The 15804-nt window shown below is 71.5% G+C and carries 17 protein-coding genes; 8 read left to right on the forward strand and 9 right to left on the reverse strand.

Annotated features, from left to right (window positions below):
• Positions 1–75: 75 nt before the first annotated feature.
• Both ACETWP_RS13530 and ACETWP_RS13535 read right to left on the reverse strand, forming a co-directional pair.
• Entirely contained in the window at positions 76–1968 is a 1893-nt protein-coding gene (locus tag ACETWP_RS13530) for an HNH endonuclease signature motif containing protein (RefSeq protein WP_373972781.1), read from the reverse strand.
• A gap of 277 nt (positions 1969–2245) precedes the next feature.
• A complete protein-coding gene (locus ACETWP_RS13535; RefSeq protein WP_373972782.1) occupies positions 2246–3166 on the reverse strand; it encodes a YflT domain-containing protein in 921 nt (306 codons plus the stop codon).
• A 119-nt stretch (positions 3167–3285) separates the two neighbouring features.
• Here ACETWP_RS13535 and ACETWP_RS13540 point away from each other — a divergent pair, with 119 nt between their 5' ends.
• Genes ACETWP_RS13540 through ACETWP_RS13550 form a run of 3 tightly spaced genes read left to right on the forward strand, consistent with a single transcriptional unit; the run spans position 3286 to position 6341 of the window.
• The gene (locus tag ACETWP_RS13540) at positions 3286–4569 is read left to right on the forward strand and encodes a magnesium transporter MgtE N-terminal domain-containing protein (protein ID WP_373972783.1); all 1284 of its coding nucleotides are present in this window, start codon (positions 3286–3288) and stop codon (positions 4567–4569) included.
• The gene (locus ACETWP_RS13545) at positions 4562–5209 is read left to right on the forward strand and encodes a DUF1003 domain-containing protein (RefSeq protein WP_373972784.1); all 648 of its coding nucleotides are present in this window, start codon (positions 4562–4564) and stop codon (positions 5207–5209) included. Before ACETWP_RS13540 ends, ACETWP_RS13545 begins: the two co-directional genes overlap by 8 nt.
• The gene (locus ACETWP_RS13550; protein ID WP_373972785.1) at positions 5202–6341 is read left to right on the forward strand and encodes an Mrp/NBP35 family ATP-binding protein; all 1140 of its coding nucleotides are present in this window, start codon (positions 5202–5204) and stop codon (positions 6339–6341) included. The genes ACETWP_RS13545 and ACETWP_RS13550 overlap by 8 nt, the downstream gene beginning before the upstream one ends.
• On the opposite strand, the gene ACETWP_RS13555 is transcribed toward ACETWP_RS13550, so the two are convergent.
• The 3 genes from ACETWP_RS13555 to sigE form a co-directional block, all read right to left on the reverse strand.
• Positions 6338–6724, reverse strand: coding sequence for a sec-independent translocase (locus tag ACETWP_RS13555; RefSeq protein WP_373972786.1), 387 nt, complete (start codon positions 6722–6724; stop codon positions 6338–6340). The genes ACETWP_RS13550 and ACETWP_RS13555 overlap by 4 nt on opposite strands.
• A gap of 67 nt (positions 6725–6791) precedes the next feature.
• Positions 6792–8006: a zf-HC2 domain-containing protein gene (locus ACETWP_RS13560; RefSeq protein WP_373972787.1), complete on the reverse strand. Its 1215-nt coding sequence runs from the start codon at positions 8004–8006 to the stop codon at positions 6792–6794.
• Positions 8007–8615, reverse strand: coding sequence for an RNA polymerase sigma factor SigE (sigE, locus tag ACETWP_RS13565; protein WP_373972788.1), 609 nt, complete (start codon positions 8613–8615; stop codon positions 8007–8009).
• Positions 8616–8769: 154 nt separating this feature from the next.
• Here sigE and ACETWP_RS13570 point away from each other — a divergent pair, with 154 nt between their 5' ends.
• Positions 8770–9405: an O-methyltransferase gene (locus tag ACETWP_RS13570; RefSeq protein WP_373972789.1), complete on the forward strand. Its 636-nt coding sequence runs from the start codon at positions 8770–8772 to the stop codon at positions 9403–9405.
• Positions 9406–9494: 89 nt separating this feature from the next.
• On the opposite strand, the gene ACETWP_RS13575 is transcribed toward ACETWP_RS13570, so the two are convergent.
• The 3 genes from ACETWP_RS13575 to ACETWP_RS13585 form a co-directional block, all read right to left on the reverse strand.
• Positions 9495–9662, reverse strand: a complete 168-nt coding sequence (locus tag ACETWP_RS13575) for a DUF3117 domain-containing protein (RefSeq protein WP_373972790.1) — start codon at positions 9660–9662, stop codon at positions 9495–9497.
• Positions 9663–9769: 107 nt separating this feature from the next.
• Positions 9770–10117: a DivIVA domain-containing protein gene (locus ACETWP_RS13580; protein WP_373972791.1), complete on the reverse strand. Its 348-nt coding sequence runs from the start codon at positions 10115–10117 to the stop codon at positions 9770–9772.
• Positions 10118–10122: 5 nt separating this feature from the next.
• Complete coding sequence (locus ACETWP_RS13585) at positions 10123–10917, reverse strand: LOG family protein (RefSeq protein ID WP_373972792.1); 795 nt, start codon at positions 10915–10917, stop codon at positions 10123–10125.
• Between the two features lie 130 nt (positions 10918–11047).
• Between ACETWP_RS13585 and ACETWP_RS13590 the strand changes: the two genes are divergently transcribed.
• The 4 genes from ACETWP_RS13590 to ACETWP_RS13605 all read left to right on the forward strand — a co-directional run bounded on the left by ACETWP_RS13590 (position 11048) and on the right by ACETWP_RS13605 (position 14442).
• Positions 11048–11824, forward strand: a complete 777-nt coding sequence (locus ACETWP_RS13590) for an amino acid ABC transporter ATP-binding protein (protein WP_373972793.1) — start codon at positions 11048–11050, stop codon at positions 11822–11824.
• A 61-nt stretch (positions 11825–11885) separates the two neighbouring features.
• Positions 11886–12710 (forward strand): glutamate ABC transporter substrate-binding protein, encoded by an 825-nt coding sequence (locus tag ACETWP_RS13595; RefSeq protein WP_373972794.1) that lies wholly within the window; start codon positions 11886–11888, stop codon positions 12708–12710.
• Between the two features lie 143 nt (positions 12711–12853).
• Positions 12854–13531, forward strand: a complete 678-nt coding sequence (locus ACETWP_RS13600) for an amino acid ABC transporter permease (protein ID WP_373972795.1) — start codon at positions 12854–12856, stop codon at positions 13529–13531.
• The gene (locus ACETWP_RS13605) at positions 13528–14442 is read left to right on the forward strand and encodes an amino acid ABC transporter permease (RefSeq protein ID WP_373972796.1); all 915 of its coding nucleotides are present in this window, start codon (positions 13528–13530) and stop codon (positions 14440–14442) included. The genes ACETWP_RS13600 and ACETWP_RS13605 overlap by 4 nt, the downstream gene beginning before the upstream one ends.
• A gap of 168 nt (positions 14443–14610) precedes the next feature.
• Here the strand turns inward: ACETWP_RS13605 and dapE are convergent, their stop codons facing one another.
• Positions 14611–15696: a succinyl-diaminopimelate desuccinylase gene (dapE, locus tag ACETWP_RS13610; protein WP_373972827.1), complete on the reverse strand. Its 1086-nt coding sequence runs from the start codon at positions 15694–15696 to the stop codon at positions 14611–14613.
• Positions 15697–15804 lie beyond the last annotated feature (108 nt).

Consider the following 15804-nt stretch of genomic DNA (forward strand, 5'->3'; position numbering starts at 1 on the left):
CTGGCGTTGCCCGGGTTCTTTGGCGCTGGCGGGGCCCGCGTGGCTGGCCATGGTCATGGTCGGAGGGCCCGCTTCCTACCCGATGTCGGGGTGGAAGTAGGTGTTGCGCAGCGGCCTGCGCGCGGGGTCCACGTGCGCGGGCGGGATCCAGTGCGGAACCCCGCCGACCATGCGGATCTCCCAGTCCTCCTCGTGGGCCAGGTGGTGGTGGAACGGGCAGCACAACGCCCCGTTGCCCACATCCGTCCCCCCGCCGCGGGACCACCACCGCACATGGTGGGCCTCGCACCCCGCGGCCGGGACCGTGCACCCCGGAGCCGTGCAGCCGCGGTCCCGGGCATAGAGGACCCGGTGCTGGTCCTCGCTGAACAGCCGCGCGGCCCGGCCGGCGTCCAGGACCTGCCCCGCGGTGCCGAGGACCACCGGGATCAAATCCGCCGCGCAGGCCAGGCGCCGGATGGCGTTCGGGTGGATCACCCCGCCCAGGGCGGCCTCGGAGACCATCAGCCCCGGATCCGCGAGCTCCCCCGCCAGGGTCCGGTAGTCGATCGCGACCACGACCTGCGGGCGGACCCCGCCGTTGCGCGGCAGCCTGCCGCTGCGCAGACCCGCCTGCACCGCCGCGACGAGCCCGTCCAACAGCTTCTGCGCACGCGTCCGGGCATCGGCCGGAACCAACCCGGCCCCAGGAACCGACCCAGCCGCCGGAACCGACCCGGCCGCCGAACCCGTCCCCGCCGCGGCCGCCGCCGGCCCCGCGGCGCCGGGCCCGCCGGGAAGCGCGGCCTCCCCCGACCCGGATGCCGGGCCGGATGCCGGGCCGCGGCCCAGCGCCGTGCCGGCCAGGTCGAAAAGCGCAGACCCAGCGGCGCCGGCCGCGGCCGGGTTGGCGCCGGCGGGGTTGGGTCTGGCGCCGCCGAACCCGGCGTTGGCGCCGGGCGCGGGTGTGGCGCCGAACGTGGGTATGGTGCCGGGCGCGGGTGTGGCGCCGAACGTGGGTGTGGTGCCGGGCGCGGGTGTGGCGCCGAACGTGGGTGTGGTGCCGGGCGCGGTGCGGGGTCCGGTGCGGGGGTTGGCCTCGGGCAGGCACGCGACCAGCAGGGCCTCGGCCTGCAGGTCATCGGCGAACAACTCGAAGCGCCGCAACCCCCACCGCCGGCCCCGGTCGAACAGGCCCTGGGACTGCCGGCGGACCTCCGCGGAGGGCTCGAGCCCGTCCTGGTCGATGCGCAGCACCCACGCCTGCGCGACCCGGCGCACGATGCCCGGCTCCGAGGCCCGCGCGGTCGCGGCGAGGTTCGCCTCCATCGCGGCCAGCACCGTCTCCCCGCCCCCGGGCAGGGCCCGCGCGGCCGGCGCGGCCGCGGCCACCGCCCGCGCGGCCAACAGCGCGGTGGCGACCGAGACCTCCCCGCCGGCCACCGCCGCGGCCAGCGCGGGACGGACCGGGGCCAGCTCCTGCCCGGCCAGGGTCGTGCGCGGGAGCAGGACCGCGGCCGCGCCGAGCCGGGCCCTCGCCTCCGCGTAGGGGATCCGCAACACCTGGCACAGGTAGTCCGCGGTCGAGCGGTACCGGCCCCGCCGCCCCGGCCCCGCGGCATCCGGCCCCGAAGCGGCGGAGGAAACGACGGCCGAGGAAACAGCCGGGGAAGCGGTGGCGTCCACGGCCCCGCCCCAGTCCGCGCCCCCGGACCGGTTCCCCGGCGCTGCCTCGGACCGGCCGTGGGGGTCCGCCGCGGTCCCGGGCCGGCCCAGCTCGATGACCCGCGCCTGGTCCGCGGCCCGCGCCGCGAGGATCCGCGCCCGGTCCACCAACCGGCCCAGCGACTCGATCTCCAGCAACAACCCCGCACACCGCAGGGCATCCGGGGCCGGACCCTCCAACACGGCCACCGCCGCACGCAGCCCCTCCTCCAGCGCCGGGAACCCCGGCGCCGCGGAACCGGACTCCCACGACGACAACGACATGCGTCCATTCTCCCGAACAAACGTTCGAACATCCCGCCGGAAAGCCCTGGTGTGGACAACCCGCCCGCACACACACCTGTGGAGGGCAAGTCATCGCTGTCCGGGGCGTGCAGGCTACGGGCTCCTGATCATCGCCGATCAGCGGGCCACAAAATGGGCAACCCGCTCCGAGGGCGTGCCAAAGGACCGCCCGAACCGCAGGGCCGGCTCAGGGCCAGCCCTTCAGCCCGATGGACTTCATCGAGCCGACGCATCAACGCGTACCCGGCAGGTCCGCCTAGTTGCCGGAGCCTTCTCCCGGCTTGCGCTGATCCGTTGCGTCCGAGTCGTCATCCCGGACCGGCCCGGCAGCCGTGGTGTCCGCCGCGGGGGCATTCCCGGACGGCCCTGTGGCGGATTCCTGTGCGGCGGTTGGCGAGTCGGCACCCGGCGCGTTGGTGCCCGGCGCTTTGGTGCCCGGCGCGTTGGCCTCGGCCTGGGCATCGGCGCCGTGCGCCTGCCCGGGTTCCGGAGGCGTCGTTCCGGCGTCCACGCGGATTCCGAACTGCGGGCGGCCATCGGGGAGATCGTTGAATCCCGAACGCCGCGTCTGCTCCGACCCGTCGGAAACGGCGTGCTGCGATGCGGGCGGTTCGGCGCCTGCCGGCGCCTGGGGCGCCGTCGGCGCCTGTCCTCCGCAGCTCGGCGTCGTGTGCTGGGCTTCGACGCGGCTCATGGGAAGGCCCGACGCCATCTGCCGCGCCGCCGCGGCGTGTTCGAAGGCGACGACGACGTCGTAGTAGCCGGCCATGACCTGGCTGCTGGACGCGAAGTCCCGCTTGCCCTTGCGGAAGGAATAGCTCACGACGCCGACGATCATCCAGATGGCCATGCCCAGGCCCACCGCAGACAGGATCTGCGCGATGCCGCCGGTCGGCGTGAACAGGCTCAACAGCAGACCGACGAAAACGCCGAACATGGCGCCCTGCGCCGCGCCGGCGAGCGCGACCTTGGGGTAGCTCAGCTTGGCCGTCACTCGCTCAACGGACTTCAGGTCGTTGCCGATGATGCTCACGTTGGCCACGGGAAAGTCGTGGTCCGCCAGGTAGTCGACGACCTTCTGCGCGTCGAGGTAGGACTGGTAGCGGCCGAGCACCTCGCCCCGCGGAAGGCTAAGGGCGGAATCGTTGGCCGGCGCGGCGCCAAAAGGATTAGACATGAGTCCATTCTGCACCGATCCAGCCCCCGGGTCAGGCCTTATCGCTGCGGGTGAACCGACGTGACGGAACGCCTTCCTGCCGGAATGCCGACGGATGCGGCAGGCAGTAGCCTAAGAGGGTGAGCAGCTCCCTGAACAAGGTATTCATCGCACGCCTGCTCGGCCTCGACGTTTTCGACCCCCTGGGCGATCGCCTGGGCCGGCTGCGTGATGTCGTGGTGCTCGACCGGGGGCCGACGAAGCCGGCGCAGTGCGTCGGCCTGGTGGTCGAGGTCCCGGGGAAGAAGCGCGTCTTCGTGCCCATGACGCGCGTGCAGGCCCTGGAGGCCAGCCAGATCATCTGCTCCGGACTGGTCAACCTGCGCCGCTTCCAGCAACGCGGCGCCGAGCGCCTCGCCGCCGCCGAGCTGTTCGACCGGCGGGTCACCTTCAAGGACGGTTCCGGCAACGGCGTCGTCGAGGACATCGGGCTGGAGCGGCTTCGCAACGGCGACTGGATGATCTCCGACTACTACGTCCGCCGCGGCGAGGCCGGAGGCTTCCGCGCCCTGCGCCGCATGGCGCGCGGCGAGCGGCTGCTGGTCGCGTGCGACGAGGTGGTCCACGGCGACCTCGAAGAGCCCCAGGCGGCCACCCAGTTCGTCGCCGCGCACGAGGAGCTCAAGCCCGCCGATTTCGCCGAGGCCCTCCACGAGATGAGCGACAAGCGCCGCCTCGAGGTCGCCATCGAGCTTCAGGACGACCGGCTCGCCGACGTCCTGCAGGAACTGCCAGACGACGAGCAGGTCCAGATCCTTTCGTCGCTGGACATGGAGCGCGCCGCCGACGTGCTGGAGGAGATGGACCCGGACGACGCCGCCGACCTCCTCGCCGAGCTGTCCGAGGAGCAGCAGGAGGCGTTGCTCGGCCTCATGGAGCCGGGCGAGGCCAAGGACGTTCGCCGCCTGCTCGAGTACGAGGAGAACACCGCGGGCTCCATGATGACCCCCGTGCCGATCATCCTCTCCCCCGAGGCCACGGTCGCCGAGGCCCTGGCCTACGTCCGCCGCGAGGAGCTCAGTCCCGCCCTGGCCGGCTCCGTGTACGTGTGCCGTCCCCCGCTGGAGACGCCCACCGGCCGCTACCTCGGCGTCGTGCACATCCAGGCCCTGCTCCGTTGCCCGCCGCCCGAGCCGCTGGGCAACATCCTGGACACGGACCTGGAGCCGGTGCACGACTTCGCCGACGTCTCCGAGGTCGCGCGCATCCTCGCCGCCTACAACCTGACCTCGCTGCCCGTGGTCAACACGGCCGGCCGGCTGGTCGGCGCGGTGACGGTCGACGACGTGTTGGACCACATGCTGCCGGACGACTGGCGTACACACGACGAGGATCCCGTGGCGAAGGGAGCAACCCGTGGCTGAGAAAACCCACCCGACCGCCGGGCTCGACACCCCGCTGGCGGCCCGCGCGCGCTTCTGGCCCCGCATGACGCCCAACCCGGACGCCTTCGGCAAGGCCACCGAGGGCTTCGCGCGCTTCATGGGGACACCGACCTTCCTGTTGTACATGTCGGTGTTCTGCCTCTTCTGGCTGGCGTGGAACACGTGGGGTCCCCGGGACCTGCGGTTCGACGACGCCGCCATCGGCTTCACGGCCCTGACCCTGATGCTGTCGCTGCAGGCCTCGTACGCCGCGCCGCTGCTGCTGCTGGCGCAGAACCGCCAGGCGGACCGCGACAAGGTCTCGGTGACCGAGGACCGGAACCGCGCCGAGCGGAACCTCCACGACACCGAGTACCTGACCCGCGAACTGGCCGCGCTGCGCATCGCCCTGCGCGACGTCGCCACGCGCGACTACGTGCGCAGCGAGCTGCGCTCGGCGCTGGAGGACATGCTCGAGTCGAACGACGGCGAGGAGATCCGCTTGCGCGGCAAGTCACCGAAGAAGAAGAAGGTCTCCGACGCGACGACGCAGCTGCCGCGGGTGGAGCGCGCCGCGGCGGACGCCGAGGCGGACCCGGACGCCCGGTCCGGCCGGGGGCGGGGGCGCGCGGGTGGCTGAGTCCCCCCGTTCCGACGTCGGATCGCCGGCGGCCGCCCGGCTGCTCGCCGCCCTCGGGGGCGTTCAGGACCCCGAGCTGCGCCGGCCCATCACCGAGCTGGGCATGGTCGGCTCCGTGTCGGTCGACGACGACGGCGCGGCCCGCGTCGCGATCCTCCTGACCATCTCCGGCTGTCCCCTACGCGGCACCATCGTGGACGACGTCACCGCGGCGGCGACCGCCGTCGAAGGCGTGGCCAGCGTCGCGGTCGACGTCGGGGTGATGACGCCGGAACAGCGGTCGGAGCTCAAGGCCGGGCTGAAGAAGCGCACGGCGCCGTTCACCGAGCCGGGATCGCTGACGCGCATCGTCGCCGTGGCCAGCGGCAAGGGCGGGGTCGGCAAGTCGAGCCTCACGGTCAACCTGGCCTGCGCGATGGCCGCCGACGGTCTCCGCGTGGGAATCATCGACGCGGACGTGCACGGTTTCTCGGTGCCCGGCCTCATGGGCATCACGCAGGCGCCCACGCGCGTCGACGAACTCATCCTGCCGCCCGTCGCCCACGGGGTGAAGGTCATTTCGATCGGCATGTTCGTCGACGGCAACCAGCCGGTGGTCTGGCGCGGACCCATGCTGCACCGGGCGCTCGAGCAGTTCCTCACGGACGTGCATTTCGGCGACCTCGACGTCCTGCTGCTCGATCTGCCCCCGGGCACCGGTGACATCGCGATCTCCGTGTCCCAGCTGCTCCCCGGGTCCGGCCTGCTCGTCGTCACGACGCCGCAGTCCGCCGCGGCCGAGGTGGCCGAGCGTGCCGGGGCGGTCGCGAAGCAGACCGGCCAGGAGGTGCTGGGCGTCGTGGAGAACATGTCGTGGATGGACCTGCCCGACGGCGGCCGGATGGAGCCGTTCGGCTCCGGCGGAGGGGAACTCCTGGCCGCGCGGCTGTCGAAGACCCTGGGCGTGGACGTCGGGCTCCTGGGACGGATCCCGCTCGACCCGCGCCTGCGCGAGGGCGGGGACTCCGGACGGCCGGTGGTCCTGGCGGCACCGGAGAGCGCGGTGTCGCTCGAGATCCGGAGGATCGCCCGGACCCTGTCGCGCCGACCGCGCGGGTTGGCGGGCCGCTCCCTCGGGGTGACTCCGGCCTAGGTCGCCTCGGAGTCGAAGGGCGCCTTCTCCCCCGGGGCCAGCGCCGGCTCCGCGGCGCGCGGGGCGGGCGGGTGCGCGGCGGACACGGCCTTGCCGGGTTCCTCCTTGGCTGCCTGCAGGGCGTCGTCGAAGTCGTCGAGCAGCGCGTCCTTGATGATCTTCCGCGGATCGTATTGGCGGGGATCGAGCTTGCGCCAGTCGATGTCGGCGATCTCGTCGCCGACCTCCTCACGGAGCTGCTCCTTGGCGCCGGTGGCCATGCGCCGCACTTCCTTGACGAGCCGCGCCAGCTGCTGGGCGTACTCCGGAAGCTTGTCGGGGCCCAGCACGAGGACCGCCAACACCGCGAGCACCAGGAACTCGCCACCGTTAATTCCAAACACGCTTAGAGATTACCCGTTGCGCGGCACCATGCTGTATTCCGGGCCACACCCCGGGCCGCGGCGCACCTCACGCGCCGGTGTCCAGGACCATCAGGCGCGCCAGACCGCGGCCGATGCGCTCCCAAAACTCGGGATCCGCTGGGGCCTCCGGCACCAGTCGGGCGTTCTCCGTGGCCACGATGCGCCGGATGATCGCCTCCGTGCCGCCGTCCGCCAGCGTGGAATCGATGTCGTAGGCGGCCGAATCCATCTCGATCGACATGGTGCCCGCCCCGTGCGCCCGCACCACGGCGGGCGCTCCCGCGAGCTGTCGCCCCACGGCCGTCACGACGGAGGCAACAGCGGGAGGGTCGCCGCGCGAATCGTCCGTGCCGTCCGCTGCGGTGGGGTCCGGAAGCGTGGCGTTGCCCGGCAACGCGCGTTCGGGCGCGACGTCGGACCCCGTGCCGGCGGCACCCGAGGTCCCGAAGCCGTCGGGCTCCACGCGGGTCTCGGCGATCCTGACGGTTCCGGCGGACCCGGAGAACTCGAGGACGAGCTGCGGGGCGCCGTCCACCCGGTGGCCCGTCGCCTGGTCGAGCGTCAGGCCCGTTCCGCCCAGCTCGGGGCAGTTCCACCCGGCCGCACGGAGCCTGCGCAGGTCCCTCGTCGCCAAAGCGGTGCCCGATTCGTCCCACGACGCGGCGGCCTCATCCGCCGCCACCGCCTCAGCGGCCGCGAGCGCGCCGTCGGGGGTGCGGCCGAGGAACCACGCCGCGCCCAGGACTCCAGCCACGAGCGCGAACACCGCGACCGACGCGAGCGCCGGGAGCAACACGCGGAGCCTCCCGAGCCGTCGGTACTCGCTCATCCTGGCGGCCCACTCCGGCGACGCCTCGCCGCCCGGGTAGGCGCCCGGGGACGGGACGGTGAGTGTCGAGGGGACGCCGCGGGAGGACGGATCGGTGCGGGCGGAGGGGACGGAGCGGGCGGAGGGGACAGTGCGGGACCCTTGGACCGCAGGGGCGGCCTCGCCCGGGACGGCGGCGCCGGGCCGCGGTCGCGCGGGCTCCCGAAACTGGTCGGCGTTGATCAGCCGGTCCACGAACGCGGCATCCGGCCGGGGTCCCACCGACGGGGTCGCGGACAGCGCGCGGAGTCGGCGCCTGAGCCGCCGCCGCTCCTCCAGGTGGACGCGGCACTCGGCGCACCCCTGCACATGGGACTCCAGCGACCCCCGCCGCTCCTCCGGCAGCTCGCCGTCGAGGTAGGCATCGAGCCAGCGCCGTTGACGGTGCAGCATCTAACGCGCCTCGGAGACCGCGGGACCCACCTTCGGCAGTGTCATCCCGGTCGATGTCAGCGACGGGTTCCTGTGGGCGAGCTTCACCCGCAACAGGGAGCGGCCGCGGTGGATGCGCGATCGCACGGTGCCGAGCTTGACGCCGAGGGCGGCCGCAACCTCCTCGTAGGACAACCCCTCGAGGTCGCACAGGACAACGGCCGCGCGGAAGTCCGGCGGCAACGCGTCGAGCGCCGCCTGCACGTCGATGTCGAGGTTGTTGTGCTCGAAACTCCGCTCCGGGCCGGGCTCCTTGCCGGGCATGCGGCTCTCCGAGTCCTCGGCGAGCGCGTCGAACCGGATGCGGTTGCGGCGGCGGGCCTGGTCGAGGAAGAGGTTGGTCGTGATGCGGTGCAGCCAGCCCCCGAGCGTTCCCGGCGTGAAGTTGTGCAGGGAACGGAACACGCGGACGAAGGTCTCCTGGGTGAGGTCCTCGGCGTCGAACCGGTTGCCGGTGAGCCGGTAGGCGAGGCGGTAGACCTTCGGCGAGTGCGTCTCGACGATCTCCTCCCAGCTGGGCACGCCGGTTTCGGCGGCGTCGGGCTCGGGGACCGCCGGCGGATATGTCATGGTTCCGTTCACAGGATCAATTCTGGACGAGTACCCTGTGAGGCACCTGAGGACGCCCTGCGAGCTCGGACCGTCGCGCGGTGGGGGTCGACGCTAGGATGGAAGCGGCCCGCCGGGCCCCCGCCCACAGACATCCCGAAGGAACCGTTCCCGCATGAGCGCCGACAAGCAAAGCAGCTGGTCCTACACCGAGGCCCTGCCGGTCGAGGACGAGGTCCTCACCCGCGCCCGCGAGCGCGGCCACGAGCTGGGCGTATCGCCCGTCGGCTCCGGAACGGCCGCGCTCCTGACCGTGCTGGCCGCGTCGTCGAAGGCACGCACCGCCGTCGAGATCGGCTCCGGCGTCGGCGTCTCCGGCGTCAGCCTGCTCCGCGGCCTGGGGCCGCAGGCGGTCTTCACGTCGATCGACATCGACGTCGACCACCTGAACGCCGCGCGCGAGGCCTACCTCGAGGCGGGCATCGCGCCGAACCGCACCCGCACGATCTGCGGGCGCGCGCGGGACGTCCTCCCCCGCCTGACCGACGCGGCGTACGACTTGGTCTTCATCGACGCCGACAAGGCCGGCCTGGTCGACTACGTGGAGCATGGCGTCCGGCTCCTGCGCCGCGGCGGAACGCTCTTGGTCAACGACGCGCTGGACGAGGACCGTGTGCCGCAGCCGGCGGTCCGCCAGCCGAGCACGGCGGCGGCCCGCCAGGTGGGCCGCTTCCTGCGCGAACACGAGGGGCTGGTCAGCGCGACCGTCCCCACCGGCACCGGCCTGCTCATGGCGGTCAGGACCGCCTAGCGCCCGACCGAGCCCGCCGGACACGACGATGCCCGGCGGCCACGGCCGCCGGGCATCTCGCAGAGGATCCACGGGTGCGAGGTGATCGACTATTCGGTGACGCCGACCAGGCACTGCTTGAGTTCGGCGGCCTCGGCGGAATTCAGCTCCACCACGAGGCGTCCCCCGCCGTCGATCGGCACACGCATGATCAGGCTACGGCCTTCCTTGGTGACCTCCATGGGTCCATCCCCGGTACGCGGTTTCATCGCAGCCATTGGCGCTGTCTTCCTTCCTAGAATGAACGGAACCCCCCTGGGTCCGCCGGTCGCAGTCTCCGGAACCCCGGTCTGACGCGGGGTAATCCTTCAATCTGCATTTCATATTATTCCGGAGATTGGTTCGTGGCGCTAATCACAGGGCCGCGGCGCGCGGCGTCGAGATCGGATCGCAACCTCTCGATCTCCGCGGACAGGACCCCGAGCACCTCGTCGACCTGGTCGCAGCGGTAGCCCCGCAGCCCGACGCCGAGTCGCAGGGCATCGACGTCGGACCGGCGCGGGCGCTCCGGAAGGAGCACGGGCGGCAGCGCCGCGACGGGCTCGACCAGACCGAGAATCTCAACCTCCGGGCGACCGGTCCCGGTCGACTGGGGCCCGCGCCACCGGCCGACGGAAAGGAACACCGCGGCGCCGGCCAACAGGACGGCGAGGAAGAGGAGAAGGGTCTGCACGGTCCCTACTCCTTCGGGAGGCCGTGGCCGTTGCCGTTGCCGTTGCCGTGGGCCATCGCCAGCTGCGCCGCCTCGACGGGGTCGTCCGTGATCTTCACCAGGTTGAGGTCGCTGGGGGAGATCGCGCCGTGGGCCGCCACCGTCCCGCGCAGCCAATCCAGCAGCGGGCCCCAGTAGGCGGTGCCCATGAGGACGATCGGGAAGCTCGTGACCTTCTCGGTCTGCACCAGCGTGAGCGCCTCGAAGAGCTCGTCGAGCGTGCCGAATCCCCCGGGCAGGACGATGAAGCCCTGCGAATACTTCACGAACATCGTCTTGCGCGCGAAGAAGTAGCGGAAGTTGATGCCCACGTCGACCCATTCGTTGAGCCCCGTCTCGAAGGGCAGCTCGATGCCGAGCCCCACGGACGTGCCCGCGGCGGACACCGCCCCCTTGTTGGCCCCCTCCATCGCCCCGGGTCCGCCGCCGGTGATGACGGCGTACCCCGCCTCGGCGAGGATCCGGCCGATCGTCTCGGCGTGCGCGTAGTTCTCGGAGTCGCGGTGCGCGCGGGCGGACCCGAAGACGCTCACCGCCGGGCCGAGCTCCGAGAGCGTGCCGAAGCCCTCAACGAACTCGCTCTGGATGCGCAGGACGCGCCAGGGGTCCGTGTGCGTGAATCCGGATCCCTCGTGGCTGTCGAGGAGGTACCGGTCGGCCTGCGGGGTCTGGGCCTGCTTGTGCCGGAGCACCACGGAACCGCGGCGTCGGGCGGGGTCGGGCACAGGATCGAACTGGCCTCGTTTGTCGTTGCTGGGCATGCACCCACCCTATCCCCAGCCCCACTGGACTCACGGACCCCGGAAAACCACGATTCGGCAACATTAAGATTCCGCGTCGATCACACGAATCTTCCCTTGTGGCCGCGGTTACATCCGCTAGGGTCGAAGCATGAGCACTGAACCTCAGACCGGCAACGCCGCGGCGGCCGGGCAACCGGTCGTCCGTCTGGACAAGGTCAACAAGCACTACGGCCCCCTGCACGTGCTGCAGGACATCAACCTCGAGGTCGCCAAGGGGGAGGTGGTGGTGGTCCTGGGCCCGTCCGGCTCGGGCAAGTCCACCCTGTGCCGGGCCATCAACCGGCTCGAGACCATCGACGACGGCGAGATCTACATCGACGGCAAGAAGCTGCCCGAGGAGGGCAAGCAACTGGCCAACCTGCGCGCGGACGTGGGCATGGTGTTCCAGTCCTTCAACCTCTTCGCGCACAAGTCGATCCTGGAGAACGTGACGCTCGGCCCGATCAAGGTCAAGGGCATGAAGAAAGCCGAGGCTGACAAGCTCGCCATGGGCCTGCTCGAACGCGTCGGGGTGGCCAACCAGAAGGACAAGCTGCCCGCGCAGCTCTCGGGCGGCCAGCAGCAGCGCGTCGCCATCGCCCGCGCCCTGGCCATGCGCCCGAAGGTGATGCTCTTCGACGAGCCCACCTCGGCGCTGGACCCCGAGATGATCCAGGAGGTCCTGGACACCATGGTGGGCCTGACCCAGGAGGGCATGACGATGATCGTCGTCACCCACGAGATGGGCTTCGCCCGGAAGGCCGCGGACCGCGTGGTCTTCATGGCGGACGGCCAGATCGTGGAGCAGGCCGCGCCGAACGAGTTCTTCACGAACCCGCAGAGCGAGCGCGCCAAGGACTTCCTCGGCAAACTGATCACGCACTAGCGACCCGCACCCATCACTCGCGGCCGTCCCCCGGGCCCGGCCAGACCACAAGGAGAAACACATGCGCAAGACCCGCTTCGCGATCGCGGCCATCGCGGCCACGGCCGCACTCACCCTGACCGCCTGCGGCGGCGACGCCGGCGAGGGCGAGGGCGAGGACACGGTCAGGATCGGCATCAAGTTCGACCAGCCGGGCCTCGGCTTCAAGGACGGCGACACCTACAAGGGCTTCGACGTCGACGTGGCCAAGTACGTCGCGAACGAGCTGGGCTTCACGGAGGAGCAGATCGAGTTCGTCTCCGCGCCGTCCGCCAACCGCGAGACGATGCTGCAGAACAACCAGGTCGACATGATTTTCGCGACCTACTCGATCACCGACACGCGCAAGGAGGTCATCGACTTCGCCGGACCGTACTTCGTCGCCGGCCAGGACCTGCTGATCAGCGTCGACTCGGACATCACCTCCCCCGAGGACCTCGACGGGAAGAACCTGTGCTCGGTCACCGGTTCGACCTCCGCGCAGAAGGTCAAGGACACCTACGCGGCCGGCGTGAACCTGCAGGAGCTGCCCGGCTACGCCGAGTGCACCACGCAGATGTCCGGCGGAACCATCGACGCCGTGACCACCGACGACATCATCCTCGCCGGCCTGGCCGCGCAGCCGGCCTACCAGGGCAAGTTCAAGGTCCTGGGCGAGCCGTTCTCCGAGGAGAACTACGGCGTCGGCCTGCCCAAGGGCTCGGACCGGTGCGAGGCCATCAACGCCGCGATCACCAAGATGATCGAGTCCGGCGAGTGGGAGACGGCCCTCAAGGCCAACACCGAGGGAACCGGCTACGAGCCGAACGCCGAACTCAACCCGCCGACCCCGGCCGCCTGCGCCTGATCGGCTAGCACGGCGGGGGCGGGCGGACCAGCACGGTCCGCCCGCCCCCGCCACACCCGGCGGCGGTTCCCCCGGGGTCCCCGCCGCCGGGACCGCTCTCCCACTGGGCCGCCCACGCGCGGCCACCAAGATAGAGGCAGGCAGTGGACAACTACCTATCGATCTTCACCGAATACGACATCGTCGGCGCGTTCTGGGTGAACATCCAGCTCACGTTCTGGGCGGCCATCGGCTCCCTGGTGCTCGGCACCTTCCTGGCCATGATGCGCATCTCGCCCGTGGCCAGCTTCCGGGCCATGGGGACGTCGTACGTCAACATCATCCGGAACACGCCGCTGACCATCATCATCCTCTTCGGGGTGCTCGCCCTGAACGGCCAGCTTGGGCTGGACCTCGGCGGCGGATTCCAGCAGAACTTCTTCCGCCTGGCCGTCATGGGCCTGGCCGTCTACCACGCGGCGTTCGTGTGCGAGGCCATCCGCTCGGGCGTGAACACCGTCCCGCTCGGCCAGGCCGAGGCGGCCCGGGCGATCGGCCTGGGCTTCATGCCCGCGGCCCGCCTGGTGATCCTGCCGCAGGCCTTCCGCGGGGCGATCGTCCCCTTGGGCAACGTCCTGATCGCGCTGATCAAGAACTCGACGGTCGCGGCCGTCGGCTCCGTCGCGGTCGAGTCGTCGTCCGTCATGAAGACCATGATCGAGTTCCGCTCCGACATCGTGATCCCGATCTTCCTCACCTTCGCCGTCGGATTCGTGATCATCGTGATCCCGATCGGGCTCCTGACCACCTGGCTCTCCAAGAAACTGGCGGTGTCCCGATGAGCGCATCCGTAATCTTCGACGCGCCCGGCCCGAAGTCGCGCCGCGTCATCCTCGGCGTCAATGTGGTCGGCGTCGTCCTGATCGCCCTGGTCCTCTGGTGGATCATCGCGGGGCTGGCGGCCAATGGCCAGATGGACCCGGCCCTGTGGGACGACTTCCTCGAGGCCAGCACATGGACCGACTACCTTCTGGTGGGCCTCGCCAACACGCTGAGGGCCGCGGCGCTCGGCATCGTCGGCTCCGTGCTTTTCGGCCTGATCTTCGGCATGGGACGGCTCTCCCACAACAAGCTGATCAACGGCGTCAGCTCGGTCGTCGTGGAGTTCTTCCGCGCGGTCCCCGTGCTGCTGATGATCGTCTTCTTCAACGTCTTCTTCGCCCGCACGCTGCAGATCTCGAGCGACAGCGCGCTGTGGGCCGTCGTCGCCGCGCTCGTGTTGTACAACGGCTCCGTCGTGGCGGAGCTCGTCCGTTCCGGCGTCCACAACCTGCCCAAGGGCCAGCGCGAGGCGGGCATCGCGATCGGGCTCACCCGCCAGCAGTCGCTGCGCCTGATCGAGATCCCGCAGGCGCTCATCGCGATGCTCCCGGCCCTGATCGGCCAGTTCGTCGTCATCCTCAAGGACTCCGCGCTCGGCTACATCATCAGCTTCAACGAGTTGCTGTTCTACGGGCGCACGTACTCCTCGCCGAACGGCAACGTGCTGCAGGCCCTGATCGTGGTCGCCGCGATCTTCATCGTCATCAACTTCTCGCTGTCCCGGCTGGCCGAGATCGTCTCCAGCCGGCTCAGCAGCCGGGGCCCGGGCAAGGTGAAGAAGGACGCCTCCCCCGCGGTGGGCGTCCCGGCCGGCCTTCCCGCCGCGCCCGGCAGCGAGACGGCGCCGGAGGGGGGCCCGACACGGACCTAGGCGGGTGCGCGGAGGGCACAAACGCCGCGGAACGGCCCAGGACAGGACGACGGCGGCGCACCGGTGGGTGCGCCGCCGTCGTCGCGTTGCGTGGCGGGCACGCCCGCGGCCGGGCGGCGCTCTAGACCGCGCGGCACCCCGGCCTCGCGCGGGCCCGTTCCGTCCCGGTCACTCGGACAGCCAGCGCTTGAGCGCGGCCAGGCAGTCGCGGACCGCCTGGGCGGGGACGTGCTCGTCGTCGGAGTGCGCCAGCAGGGCGTCGCCCGGACCGAAGTTCACCGCGGGGACCCCGAGCTCGGAGAACCGGGCGACGTCGGTCCACCCGTATTTGGGCAGCGGGACCGCCCCGACGGCCTCCACGAACGACGCGGCCGCCGGATGGTTCAGCCCCGGCCGCGCCCCCGGCGCGCCGTCGGTGCGCACGATCTCGAAGCCGTCCATGAGTTCCAGCACGTAGGCCTCCGCCTGGGCCACCGTCTTGTCGGGCGCGAAGCGGTAGTTGATCTCCACCTCGCAGGCGTCCGGGATGACGTTGCCGGCGATGCCGCCGGTGATGCGGACGGCGTTGAGGGACTCGCGGTAGAGCAGGCCGTCCACGTCGACCGTCGCCGGCTCGTGCGCGGCGAGCCGGGCCAGCACCTCGGCGGCCGAGTGGATGGCGTTCTCGCCCATCCAGGCGCGGGCCGAATGCGCCGCGACGCCGCGCGTGGTGACGCGGAAACGGGTGGTGCCGTTGCAGCCACCCTCGACCGTGCCGTTCGTGGGCTCGAGCAGGATCGCGAAGTCGCCGCCGAGCAGCTCCGGGCAGTTGCGGAACAGGCGCCCGAGGCCGGACTTCGAGCCCTCGACCTCCTCATGGTCGTAGAAGACGTAGGTGACGTCGCGATGGGGTTCGGTCAGCGCCGCGGCCAAGGCGAGCTGCACGGCGACGCCACCCTTCATGTCGGTGGCCCCGCGCCCATAGAGCACCTCGCCGTCCCAGACCGAGGGTACGGTGCCCCGTGCGCCCGGCGTCGTCGGCAGGGGCACCGTGTCCAGGTGTCCGGCGAGAATGACCCGCTCGGCACGGCCCAGCCGCGTGCGGGCGACGATCGCGTCGCCGTCGCGGTGGACGTCCAGGTGCTCCATGGCACGCAGCGCGGCCTCGACCGCGTCGGCGACGGCCCGTTCGTTGCCGGACACCGACTCCAGGTCGATCAGCGCGGCGGTCAGGAGGGCCACGTCGCCGCCCGTGTCCAGCCCCGGCGTGGCCACGACGGCGCCGGGTGCGCGGGTCGTTTCCGGGTGGGAACCCGCGGCGGCGGGGCGGGCGGCGGTCGGCGGCGCGGGCTGGTCGGAATTCACCAAGCCAGCCTAACCCGG

The organism is Arthrobacter halodurans (genome assembly GCF_041877255.1).
GTDB classification, from domain to species: domain Bacteria; phylum Actinomycetota; class Actinomycetes; order Actinomycetales; family Micrococcaceae; genus Arthrobacter_N; species Arthrobacter_N halodurans.